The following is a 12,977-nucleotide window of genomic DNA, read 5'->3' as shown; positions in this document are numbered from 1 at the left end:
GTGGTTGTTGAAACAGATCTACGACAAGGGTTTAATGTATAAAGGATATACCATTCAGCCATATTCACCAAAGGCTGGAACAGGTTTGAGTTCACATGAGCTTAACCAACCCGGAGCCTATCAGGATGTAACCGATACCTCTATCGTGGCACAGTTTAAAGCAAAACAAGATAGTTTGCCAGCGTTTTTAAAAGGTCATGGTGCCGTTTATTTTTTAGCTTGGACGACCACGCCTTGGACCCTGCCTTCCAATACGGCACTTACTGTTGGGCCGAAGATTGATTACGTACTAGTAAAAACATACAATCAATATACCCTTGAACCTATCAATGTGGTTCTAGCAAAGCCATTGTTAGGCAAGCTCTTTAGTGGTAAGTACCAACAGGTGGAGGATCAACAGGCTTTGGAGCGTTTTAAAGAAAGTGATAAAAAAATACCTTACCTGGTGGTAAGCCAAGGGAAAGGAGCTGATTTAGTTGGTGCAACCTATGAGCAATTGTTAACCTACGCCTTGCCCTATCAACATCCAGAAAATGCATTTAGAGTTATTGCAGGGGACTTTGTGACCACGGAAGATGGAACTGGTATTGTGCATACCGCTCCTACATTTGGTGCTGATGATGCCAAGGTTGCTAAGGAGGCTATTCCTGAGATACCACCGATGTTGGTATTAGATGAAAATGGCAACCCAGTTCCACTGGTTGACCTGCAAGGTAGGTTTAGAACCGAACTTGATGAAATCGGAGGAAAGTACGTAAAGAATGAGTACTATGAGGATTCAGAGGTTCCTGAGCGTTCTGTAGACGTCGAAATCGCTATTAAATTAAAAGAAGAAAATAAAGCCTTTAAGGTTGAAAAATATGTACACAGTTATCCACATTGTTGGCGAACAGATAAACCCGTATTGTATTATCCTTTAGACTCATGGTTTATCAAAGTTACGCAGATGAAGGATCGCATGTATGAATTGAACCAAGAAATTAATTGGAAGCCAAAGGCTACCGGAGAAGGACGATTTGGTAATTGGTTGTTAAATGCCAATGATTGGAACTTATCACGTTCTAGGTTCTGGGGAATTCCACTTCCAATATGGCGGACTGAGGATGGTAAGCAGGAGGTGGTCATTGGATCACTTGAAGAATTAAAAGCTGAAATAGCCAAAGCGGTTGAAGCTGGAATAATGTCCTCCGATATTTATGAGGAATTTGTAGTTGGAGATATGAGCGAGGCCAACTACGATAAGGTAGATTTACATAAAAATGTTGTAGATAAAATCGTATTGGTTTCCTCCACTGGTGCTCCCATGTATAGAGAACCAGATCTGATCGATGTATGGTTTGATTCAGGATCTATGCCTTATGCACAGTGGCACTATCCTTTTGAGAATAAAGAGAAAATTGATAGTGGTGCGGCTTATCCAGCGGATTATATTGCGGAAGGGGTGGATCAAACACGCGGATGGTTTTATACCCTTCATGCCATTGGAACCATGGTGTTTGATTCGGTAGCATATAAAAATGTAGTCTCAAACGGACTTGTCTTGGATAAAAACGGCGTGAAGATGTCAAAGCGATTAGGTAATGCCGTAGATCCATTTAAAACATTAAAGGAGTTTGGGCCAGATGCCACACGTTGGTATATGATTTCTAATGCGAATCCTTGGGATAATTTAAAATTTAATTCTGAAGGTGTTGCTGAGGTTAGACGTAAGTTTTTTGGAACCTTATACAATACATATTCCTTCTTTAGTTTATATGCCAATATTGATAATTTCAGCTACAAAGAAGCGGATATCCCTTTAGCGGAGCGTCCAGAGATAGATCGTTGGATTCTTTCTGAACTAAATACCTTGATTCAAACAGTGGATCAGGCCTATGGAGATTATGAGCCTACACGCGCAGCTAGGGCAATTTCTGATTTTGTTCAAGAGAACCTGAGTAACTGGTATGTTCGTCTTAGTAGAAGGCGATTCTGGAAAGGGGAGTACGGACAAGACAAGATAAGTGCTTATCAGACGTTATACAATTGTTTAGTGACAGTGGCAAAGCTTTCATCGCCAATTGCGCCATTTTATATGGACCAGTTGTATAAGGATTTAGTAGGCGTTACTACTAAAGAAGAAGTAGAAAGTGTGCATTTGGCTGATTTTCCGGTTTTTGTCGACAACTTTGTTGATAAATCGTTAGAGGGCAAAATGGAGAAAGCTCAAATAATCTCATCCCTTGTGTTGTCACTGCGAAAAAAGGAGAAGATTAAAGTTCGTCAACCTTTGCAAAAGGTAATGATTCCGGTACTTGACCAGAAGCAACGTGATGAAATTAAGGGAGTTGAAGATCTAATAAAATCAGAAGTGAATGTTAAGGAAATCAGCTTAATCGATGATGCTTCAGGAATACTAATTAAACAAATTAAGCCTAATTTTAAGGTGTTAGGTCCACGTTTTGGTAAGGATATGAAGTTGATTTCTAGTGAGATAGGTAAATTAGGGCAAGAGGATATCCAGAAAATGGAGCGCGTTGGAGAAATTAATATGGTTATTAACGGAAAAGATGTAACTTTAGGAATTGATGAGGTAGAAATTTCATCGCAAGACATTGAGGGTTGGTTAGTAGCCAGTTCTGGTGCGATAACTGTAGCTTTAGATGTCACTATAACTGAAGAATTGCGTAACGAAGGTGTTGCTAGAGAGTTAGTGAACAGAATTCAGAATTTGCGTAAGGATTCTGGTTTTGAAGTGACAGATAAAATAGATGTAAAGCTTCAAAAGGACGGTTTTGTGGAAAAGGCTGTAGAGGACAATATAATGTACATTAAAGCAGAAACACTGACGGCACAACTGTATTTTGAAGATCATCTAGAAGAAGGTGTAGAAATTGCTTTTGATCAGGTGAATACTAAGTTAATTATTCAAAAACACAAGTAAGATGGAAACAGATGTAAAAGAAAGATACTCTGATAAAGATTTAGCAGAATTTAAAGCACTTATTGAAGCTAAAATAGAAAAAGCTTATCAGGATTTGGAACTTCTGAAAAGTGCTTACAAGAATGATGGAAATAATGGTACAGATGATACCTCTCCTACGTTTAAAGCCTTCGAGGAAGGTTCTGAAACAATGAGTAGAGAGGCGAATACTCAATTGGCTTTAAGACAAGAGAAATTCATTAGGGATCTTAAAAATGCGTTAGTTCGTATTGAAAACAAGACCTATGGTATTTGTAGAGTGACTGGTAAGTTGATCAATAAAGAGCGCCTTAAATTAGTGCCGCATGCTACCCTGAGTATTGAGGCTAAGAATATGCAATAGGTGGGAAAAGAACATATGAATTTCACAATAAAATAGAAAAACGCTTCTCTTCGAGGCGTTTTTTAGTTCTAACATGCGCGAACACTATTGGTGCAGGTCTCCTAACTACGGATTAATAGTGGGGAGTATTACCCCAGAGCAAGGGTGTCCATCCTGTGGAAGGATCTTAAAAAGGATGCTGGAGGCACCCCCGCCTCCCGAGCTTTATTGGCAAAAACTACCTACAAGGGCAAAGCGCTCCGGATAAAGTTTTACGACAAATCGAAGTGGTACGCTGCTGGGAAACAACACCGGAAATGTAGCAGATAGATAGAACGGAAACTAAAACAAACCAGTAGACCTCTCCTAGTAATGGCTGGTATATCATCTGAAGAAAAAGCTCTTGGTTGGTACATCACAAGTAAGTGAACTATTACAAACTGGCAGAGAAGAATCTTATCAAGCTAGAGGTTCAGAAATCCAGGGCTTGGCACGGAGCAAATACCAGTGGGATACAGCTAATAGTTCTATCTTTACCTCTACAATTACCACCGAAAATTGGAGCATAACAGGCTATGTATTGCCGTTTAGACTTACTTGCATTAGAAGGTAAGGAAGGGTCCCACCTGGATCCATACGCTGAGTGTTGTGAAAGGGAAGGTTGGAACTGCAATTAACCCCCATTTTTGGTAGCTGATCTAAAGGCCTTGAGTAACCCAATGAAAGCCCCTGGGGCTAATAGGCTATAAGATAATTTTGCCTTGGTCGAGCATCATTTTTAAGCTGATTAAAAGAGTGGTAATTAATTAACGACGTATTAAGAATAATATCCTTATTTTTATCACCTTTTTAATTTAGTTTCCAAAAGTATGTCATTAAAAAAAGCATCATTAATTATCGTACTGGTTTTGCTTATAGACCAGATTTCCAAGGTTTATATTAAAACCAATTTTGTATTGGGCGAATTTGTGGAGGTCTTCAGTTGGTTCAAAATCCTTTTTATAGAAAATGAAGGTGCTGCTTGGGGGACTAAAATTAGTGACCTCCTTCCATTTGTTTCTGATGAAACTGGAAAACTTTCCCTTACTATATTTCGTTTAATTGCTATTTGTGGAATTGGATACTGGCTTTACACCTCTATTAAAAAAGGAGGGACAAAAACGCTGATTTGGGCTCAGGCATTAATTTTTGCTGGCGCACTTGGAAATATCATAGATTCGGTATTTTACGGACTATTATTTGATGAAAGCTATGGGCAGGTCGCTACACTCTTCAGCGATAATCCGTATAGCAGCTTATTCCACGGAAGAGTAGTGGACATGTTGTATTTTCCCCTTATCGACACCGTTTGGCCACAATGGGTACCTTGGTTAGGCGGAAAGGAACTTCGATTCTTTGAGCCCGTATTCAATATTGCCGATACTGCTATTAGTACCGGTGTCGGTATATTAATTGTCTTTAACAAAAAGGCTTTCCCTCATGAGGATTAGAAGAAGTGCTTAAAATTTCAAAACGCCCTGTGGTGTAATGCAATAATCTAGCGGAATATCATTAGGGTTTACATCTGTAATGGTATCTTCTGCTGGGAAGAAGGACAAACCGACCTTAAGAGTTTCTGGCTTACACTGTGCCAAGAATCGATCGTAAAATCCTTTTCCGTATCCAATACGATTCCCTTTTTGATCATAGGCTAAAAGCGGGATAAATACCACCTCTATCTGATGGACAGGAATTGCTATGCCATGCTCTGGTTCAGGAATGCCATAGTCGTTTGCCTTTATTACGGTACTATCGGTTAGCAGGTAATGCGAAAGGGATGCATTTTTAAAATCACTCTTGGAGAGCAGCACATTTTTATCTTTCCCCTGTAATACACTTAAGAGAAAATCAGTATTGACCTCTTTTTGGCTTATAATACTTAAAAAAAGATGATAATTTTGGTAATCCCAGAGTTTGTCAAATTTTAAAGCCTGATTTGCAATATCGATGCTGAATTGCTCTATTTGGTCCTCGGAGAGTTGTGCGCGTTTATTTTTATATAAGGTACGAAGTGTTGCTTTGCGCATTTTATACTTTTTCAAACATCTCCTCAAGTTCACCAAGGGAAATGGGTTTTACCCAATAATCCGAAACTTCTTCGAATTCCTTTGCCCGCTGAATGTCATCTGGGTTAATTGATGAGCTTACCACATATAGGGTGATTGGACGATCCATCTTTGATTTTATCTTCACGAACTCCTCTAGAAATTGCCAACCATCCATCACAGGCATGTTTAGATCTAGCAATATAACTTGTGGGATTTTCTCTTTTTCAGGTTGGTCAAATATATCTTTGAAGTAGCTAAATGCTTCACTGCCATTTTCAAAGACCAAGAACTCTTTGCATAATTTCTTGATATCCAATAAACGGGATAACATTTTCACATAAAGCTTATCGTCATCAATAATACAGGCTAGGTCAATTTTATGATTCATTTGTATTAAGTTAGGGGTATTTTATAATGGACAAATCATTAAGTCTTTATCTTAACATTCCATACCAGCTGCTTTTGTTTTATTGTTTGTATCACCATGTGAAATGCAATTTTAACAGTAATTATCCTTTGGCTCGCATGTCCTTTACGAGCTTTTGATCGCTAAGCGCTGGCTATGCAATGATACGAAAATTTTCAGTTACAATCTATCTTATATGGGCGATATTGTTGTTTTCCGTATTCTTAACCTTCTTAAAATGCTACTTGATATTTATCTCATTCTGGGCACTTCCCTAAAAAAGTCCTGGACTTGTAACATGGATCAAACTGACTCCTGAGGTGTTACCAGCTTTAAAGGTGGGTGACATCTGGTATTTCTGCGGCATGGATGGCGTACTTATGAGCGCTAAAGAAGCTGATTTTAAGAATTACACCAATCCATTAAGATTATATGATTATTGAAGTATCTTTGTGTTGAAAACTCAGAGTTGATGACCAAAGCGCCTATTGACATACAACTTCAGACCCTTCCTGACAACCCTGGGATCTACCAGTTTTTGGATAAGGAGGGTAAAATTATTTATGTAGGAAAGGCTAAAAATCTAAAGAAAAGGGTGTCTTCTTACTTTCGTCAGCATCATGAAAATGGCAAGACTAGAGTGCTGGTTAAGAAGATTCATCGTATTGATCATATCGTTGTTCCTACCGAGACAGATGCATTATTATTAGAGAACAACCTGATAAAAAAATATCAGCCTCGATATAATGTCCTTCTTAAGGATGATAAAACCTATCCCTGGATATGCATTAAAAACGAGCGTTTTCCTAGAATATTTACAACCCGCAACCTTATTAAAGACGGTTCGGAATATTTTGGTCCTTATACAAGCATGAGGACCGTACGCACTTTACTCGATCTAATTAAGGAGCTTTATAAGATACGCACCTGTTCTTATGACCTCTCTAAAGAAAAAATAGCACAAGGGCGTTTTAAAGTTTGCTTGGAATACCATCTTGGAAATTGTTTGGGACCTTGTGAGGGCTATCAAAGCCACAAGGAATATCAAGAACAGATTACAGCCGTAAGAGAAATTCTAAAAGGGAATTTTAAAGATTCCATTTATCGATTTAAAAATAAAATGAATTTGTTGGCCCAACAAATGAAGTTTGAGGAAGCTCAGGAGTTTAAAGAAAAAATCGAAATCCTAGAAAACTATCAATCCAAATCTACTATTGTAAATCCTAAGATCAACAATGTGGATGTGTTCTCTGTGGTTAGTGACCAAGAATACGGTTATGTGAATTTTTTACAAATATCTTTTGGATCCATCATTCGAGCGCATACCATTGAGATGAAGAAGAAGCTCGATGAAAGTGATCGAGAGCTTCTAGAACTTGCTATAACAGAATTGCGTTCAAGATTCAACTCCTTGTCAAAAGAAATCCTAGTCCCTTTTCAGGTTGATGTGGTAAAGGATGTGAAAGTGAGTGTTCCTAAATTGGGGGATAAAAAACGGATTTTGGAACTCTCTGTTCGCAATGCCAAATTGTACCGCCAAGAACGTTTTAAACAATTAAAAATCACAGATCCCGATCGCCATGTAAAAAGAATTATGGCACAAATGAAAAAGGACCTTCGCTTAAATGTAGAACCCCGACATATCGAGTGTTTTGATAATTCAAATATTCAAGGAACCAACCCTGTGGCCGCTTGTGTTGTTTTTAAAGACGGGAAACCTAGTAAGAAGGATTATCGCCATTTTAACATTAAAACTGTAGAAGGACCAGATGATTTTGCCTCCATGGAAGAGGTGGTCCATCGGCGCTATAAAAGACTGATCGACCAAGACGAGCCGTTACCGCAACTGATTGTGATTGATGGTGGTAAAGGGCAGTTGTCCTCTGCCTTAAAAAGTTTAGATCGCTTGGGACTTAGGAATAAAATTGCTATTATTGGAATTGCAAAACGTTTGGAAGAGATATACTATCCAGGTGATTCCATCCCCTTATACCTAGACAAAAAATCTGAAACACTTAAAATTATTCAGCAGCTTAGAAATGAAGCTCATAGATTTGGAATTACATTTCATCGTCAAAAAAGAAGTAAGGCAGCGATTAATTCTGAACTTTTGCAAATTAAAGGAGTAGGGGAAAAAACGGCCACCCAGCTGTTAAAGAAATTTAAATCTGTCAAACGAATAAAAGCAGCCACCAAGGAAGAAATTAGTGAACTGGTAGGGGGAGCAAAGGCTGAAATCATATATAACGCATTACAAAAAATATCGAACCAATGAGCATCCACAAAACGATCTTCCCTATGATGTTTTTCGCCCTGATAGGGGTGTTTACTAGCGCTGCCCAGGAGCATAATCCCGACGATCCTAAGGTTGGTTTGGTTTTAAGTGGAGGGGGCGCTAAAGGACTTGCTCATATTGGCGCATTAAAAGCTATCGAGGAGGCAGGGATTCGTGTGGATTATATAGGAGGGACAAGTATGGGAGCCATTGTTGGATCGCTGTACGCGGCTGGTTATTCTGCTAAGCAACTAGATTCCATCTTTAGGGTTACCAATTTCGATGTCTTATTACAAGACCAAATTCCAAGGAGTTCCATGTCTTTTTACGAAAAGCGTAATTATGAGACCTATATTGGTGCATTGCCATTCAATGATTTTAAAGTATCCCTTCCTACTTCGTTATCGAAAGGGCAAAATCTTTATAACCTTTTGACCAAGTTGTTTTTTAATGTTGAAGGGATCAATGATTTTAATAAACTCCCCATACCTTTCTTCTGTATGGCTACAGATGTTGAGACAGGAGATCCTATTAAATTAGATCAAGGATATCTTCCAAAGGCGGTGGCCGCAAGTGCAGCCATTCCTTCGTTTTTTGAGCCTGTAATTTATCAAGATAAACTTCTAGTGGACGGTGGAGTTGTCAATAACTACCCAGTGGATGAGGTCCTTGAAATGGGAGCAGATATTATCATTGGAGTGGATGTTCAGGATTCCTTGCTTAAAAGAGATAAGTTAAAATCTGCTACAGACGTTTTGGTGCAAATTAACTATTACAACACTATCAATGCCATGTCTGAAAAACTGAAAAAGACGGATGTACATATCAAACCAGACATTACAGGCTTTGATGTTTTGTCCTTTGGTAAAGGAGCGGATATTATTCAAAGTGGTTATCAGGCGGCAGTCAATAAGTTAAGTACCCTTGATAGTATTGCAGAACTTCAGATTTTAAAGCCAAAGCCAAGAAGTCCTGAAAGGGTCAAGGATAGCTTTCTTATAAGTAAAATGATATTTAAAGGAAATGAAAAATATACCAGGGCTTATTTGAAAGGAAAACTCAGGTATACCACCGAACAATATACCACTTTTGATGAAATTGAAACAGGAATGAGTAATTTGGCAGCAACGGATAACTTTAGAAGTGTGCGCTATGAATTTCGTCCTATGGACAAAGGGTATGAAATGGTCGTTCCTGTAGTGGAAACCCAGAATGATATGCTCTTAAAGTTTGGTCTACATTATGATGGTTTATACAAAACGGCAGGTCTTATCAACCTGACTCGTAAACATTTACTTTTTGATGACGATGTTGCATTTTTAGATTTTATATTAGGAGACAACATTCGCTATAATTTTCATTATTATTTGGATAAAGGGTTTTATTGGAGTTATGGAATTAAGTCCAGGCTCAATACCTTTGATAAAGATGTGAATTATAGAATGATAAATGAAGACCTCGAACTCTTGTATCCTGATTTAAATCGCTTGGATATTGAAATGCTCGATCTGACCAATCAGATTTATATGCAGACCGTTTGGAAGGAAGAGTTTACGCTTGGAATTGGATTGGAGCACAAACTTATCGAAATAGATTCTAAAACTGTAGCCGAGGAAGGAGGCGACGAGATCGAGTTAGAAAAAGGAAACTTCTTTAGTACCTATGGGTATGTGCGATTCGATAGCCTGGATGATAAATACTTTCCAACCCATGGTTTTCTTTTCGAGGGTGATTTTCATTGGCTTGTGATGCAAAGTGGGTATAAAGGAGACTTTTCGCCATTTTCTATAGCAAAAGCTAAAATGGGATTTGCCACACCGATTACCCATAATTTATCGTTTGATCTATTTACAGAAGGAGGGTTTCACCTTGGAAATTCAGAAGTGGAATCCCTTAGGTTTATCTTAGGTGGTTGGGGAAATGACTTTATCAATAACATCACCCCATTTCTTGGATATGATTTTGTAAGTTTTGGCGGAAACGGTTATGTAAAGGCTACTTTTAATGCCGATTGGGAATTCTTTAAAAACAGTCACTTAAATGTGACGGCGAATTTTGCCAATGCTGGTAATGATATATTCGAATCAGGAGAATGGTTCACGCTACCGGACTATACGGGGTATTCTGTGGGTTATGGATATGAATCCATTATCGGTCCAATTCAAGCCAAGTTCAATTGGTCTCCAGAGATGAATGAAAAATTCTTAACATTTAGCGTCGGATATTGGTTTTAAGGTAATTTTTGATGTGATCTTGGTAAATTATTACGATATTTGTAATAATTCAAACGTTTGCGTTATGCCTTTTTATCACAAATTAGGGGAGATACCACATAAGCGTCATACGGCTTTTAGAAAGCCAGATGGCAGTTTATATTATGAGCAGTTATTTGGAACGGTTGGATTTGAGGGGATGTCTTCCATTTTATACCATATTCACCGGCCAACGCAGGTAAAGGCCATCGGCAAAGCAGTTGATGTGGCACCTAAGATTGCCGTAAAGAATAATATTCAATCCTATTGTTTTCATGGTTTTAAGGTAAGTGCAGAAGATGATTATTTAGAAAGTAGAACGCCCATACTTACTAATAAGAATTGTACAATTGCTTTAGCAGCGCCACGCAAATCAACCAAAGATTACTTTTATAAGAATGCTGATGCTGATGAATTAATTTTTGTGCATCAAGGCAAAGGAAAGCTAAGAACCCAACTCGGCAACCTTGATTTTGATTATGGAGACTACTTAGTTATTCCCAGAGGAGTGATCTATAAGATGGACTTTGAAAATCACGAGAATAGGTTGTTTATAGTCGAGTCGAATAGGCCTATTTACACCCCTAAACGTTACCGAAATTGGTTTGGTCAATTATTAGAACATTCCCCATATTGTGAACGAGACATCCGCAGGCCTTATGAATTGGAACACTATGATGTAAAGGGTGATTTTACTATTAAAATAAAAAAGGAACAATCGTTGTTTGATGTCATCTATGCCAGTCATCCCTTCGATGTCGTGGGATATGATGGGTATAATTTTCCCTATGCTTTAAGCATTCACGACTTTGAACCCATAACAGGCAGAATACATCAACCACCACCTGTTCACCAGACTTTCGAGACAGATGCTTTTGTGGTATGCAGCTTTGTGCCACGATTATATGACTATCATCCAGATTCCATACCAGCACCTTATAATCACAGTAATATTGATTCTGATGAGGTTCTATATTATGTGGATGGTGATTTTATGAGCAGAAACCACATTGAGAAAGGGTATATTTCATTGCACCCAGCAGGAATCCCACATGGTCCGCACCCTGGCGCAGTGGAACGAAGTATTGGGGTAAAAGAAACAAAAGAATTGGCAGTAATGGTCGACACCTTTGAGCCCCTACGCGTCACCGAGCAAGCTATTGAGATTTCCGATGGATCCTATCATCAATCATGGTTGGAATAATGGGAGTAAAATTTTATCTAGCCATAGGGGCACATCTTCGAGCGATGTGGTAATGACGTTCTCTTGTAATGAGCGATTGGAATATATTTTTAACCGTTTAAACTTAATTGAAATGTCAACTGATACAACATCTTTAAAATTAAAAAAAGAAGTAGAAGAAGCAGAAGATTTTCTTCCGCTTCTTGGAACAGACTATATCGAATTATATGTAGGGAATGCGAAACAGTCTGCCCTATATTATCAAGCAGCATGGGGTTTTCAACCATTGGCCTTTTCTGGGCTGGAAACAGGGAATAAGCAACAAGCTTCTTATGTGCTAGTACAAGATAAAATCCGATTGGTTTTAACATCCCCTTTAAAAGAAGGCGGGCCTATTAATAGGCATATTGATAAACATGGTGATGGTGTTAAAGTGGTTGCACTCTGGGTAGATGATGCCAAAAAGAGCTATCGGGAAACGATAAAAAGAGGAGCGCGTAGTTATATGGAGCCCAAGACCCTAGAAGATGAGAATGGTTCGGTGGTGCTCTCAGGAATTCATACCTACGGAGAAACGGTACATGTATTTGTCGAACGTAAACACTACCACGGGGCTTTTATGCCAGGTTTTAAGCCTTGGAATCCTTCCTATAAGCCAGCGGAAACAGGGTTGAAATATATCGATCACTTAGTTGGAAATGTCGGGTGGAATGAAATGGGAAAATGGTGTGATTTTTACGCTCATGTAATGGGGTTTGCACAACTGGTTTCTTTTGATGATAAGGATATCTCCACAGATTACACCGCTTTAATGAGTAAAGTGATGAGTAATGGAAATGGTCGTATTAAGTTTCCAATTAATGAACCTGCAGAAGGAAAAAAGAAATCCCAAATTGAGGAATATATAGAGTTTTACAATGGGGCTGGGGTGCAGCATGTGGCTTTGGCGACTGATAACATTATTGAAACAGTTAAAAAGCTGCAACAACGTGGTGTAGAATTTTTAAAAGTCCCTTCAACTTATTACGAGACCGTTTTGGATAGGGTTGGACAGATAGACGAAGATTTAGAACCTTTAAAAGAATTAGGAATTCTCATTGATCGGGACGACGAAGGATACCTTTTACAACTCTTTACCAAACCAGTTTTAGATCGTCCTACTATGTTTTTTGAAATAATTCAGAGAAAAGGCGCAAAATCTTTTGGAAAAGGAAATTTTAAAGCCCTTTTTGAGGCAATCGAAAGGGAACAAAAGTTACGAGGAACACTATAAACAAGCTTTTTTATTGATAATTCGGTAATTAGAAACGAAACAAATTGAATTCTTAGTGTTAAAAAAGTTAAACTTAGCTAATGTACTTGTATAACATAACTTATGTGTTAACTTTGCGCTCGCAAATGGGGTGGTGCCCATTGCAGACTTTAAGTAAAGTTTTCATAATTTAAAGTTTTGGTTGGTTAATGAAAAAAACTCGGCTTCGGTCGAGTTT

At 38.4% G+C, this 12,977-nt stretch carries 9 protein-coding genes; 7 read left to right on the top strand and 2 right to left on the bottom strand.

The genetic code is table 11. The annotated features are described in order from the left end of the window. The 3 genes from ileS to VKY50_RS08715 form a co-directional block, all read left to right on the top strand. Positions 1-2,923: isoleucine--tRNA ligase (gene ileS / locus VKY50_RS08725; RefSeq protein WP_324300925.1), on the top strand; the 2,923-nt coding region annotated here is incomplete at its 5' end. 1 nt (position 2,924) lies between these two features. Next, positions 2,925-3,305 carry a TraR/DksA family transcriptional regulator gene (locus tag VKY50_RS08720; protein WP_008991899.1) on the top strand — a complete coding sequence of 127 codons (381 nt, stop codon included), beginning with the start codon at positions 2,925-2,927 and terminating at the stop codon, positions 3,303-3,305. An 848-nt stretch (positions 3,306-4,153) separates the two neighbouring features. After that, positions 4,154-4,774, top strand: coding sequence for a lipoprotein signal peptidase (locus tag VKY50_RS08715; RefSeq protein WP_324300921.1), 621 nt, complete (start codon positions 4,154-4,156; stop codon positions 4,772-4,774). 9 nt (positions 4,775-4,783) lie between these two features. Here VKY50_RS08715 and VKY50_RS08710 read toward each other — a convergent pair whose 3' ends face one another. Both VKY50_RS08710 and VKY50_RS08705 read right to left on the bottom strand, forming a co-directional pair. Beyond that, on the bottom strand, positions 4,784-5,350 hold the full coding sequence (locus tag VKY50_RS08710; protein ID WP_324300919.1) for a 5-formyltetrahydrofolate cyclo-ligase: 567 nt from the start codon (positions 5,348-5,350) through the stop codon (positions 4,784-4,786). Position 5,351: 1 nt separating this feature from the next. Continuing rightward, positions 5,352-5,759: a response regulator gene (locus VKY50_RS08705; RefSeq protein ID WP_324300917.1), complete on the bottom strand. Its 408-nt coding sequence runs from the start codon at positions 5,757-5,759 to the stop codon at positions 5,352-5,354. A gap of 490 nt (positions 5,760-6,249) precedes the next feature. On the opposite strand from VKY50_RS08705, the gene uvrC reads away from it, so the two are divergent. The 4 genes from uvrC to hppD all read left to right on the top strand — a co-directional run bounded on the left by uvrC (position 6,250) and on the right by hppD (position 12,760). Next, positions 6,250-8,052, top strand: a complete 1,803-nt coding sequence (gene uvrC, locus VKY50_RS08700) for an excinuclease ABC subunit UvrC (protein WP_324300916.1) — start codon at positions 6,250-6,252, stop codon at positions 8,050-8,052. Beyond that, on the top strand, positions 8,049-10,286 hold the full coding sequence (locus tag VKY50_RS08695; protein ID WP_324300914.1) for a patatin-like phospholipase family protein: 2,238 nt from the start codon (positions 8,049-8,051) through the stop codon (positions 10,284-10,286). The genes uvrC and VKY50_RS08695 overlap by 4 nt, the downstream gene beginning before the upstream one ends. A gap of 64 nt (positions 10,287-10,350) precedes the next feature. Beyond that, complete coding sequence (locus VKY50_RS08690; protein WP_324300911.1) at positions 10,351-11,508, top strand: homogentisate 1,2-dioxygenase; 1,158 nt, start codon at positions 10,351-10,353, stop codon at positions 11,506-11,508. 112 nt (positions 11,509-11,620) lie between these two features. Then, the gene (gene hppD / locus VKY50_RS08685; RefSeq protein WP_324300909.1) at positions 11,621-12,760 is read left to right on the top strand and encodes a 4-hydroxyphenylpyruvate dioxygenase; all 1,140 of its coding nucleotides are present in this window, start codon (positions 11,621-11,623) and stop codon (positions 12,758-12,760) included. Positions 12,761-12,977: the final 217 nt, after the last annotated feature.

The sequence above is a fragment of the Galbibacter sp. genome (assembly GCF_035306585.1).
In the GTDB taxonomy this organism is placed as follows: domain Bacteria; phylum Bacteroidota; class Bacteroidia; order Flavobacteriales; family Flavobacteriaceae; genus Galbibacter.
Note: the sequence above shows the minus strand (reverse complement) of the source record. Positions and strands in the feature narration are given on the sequence as shown.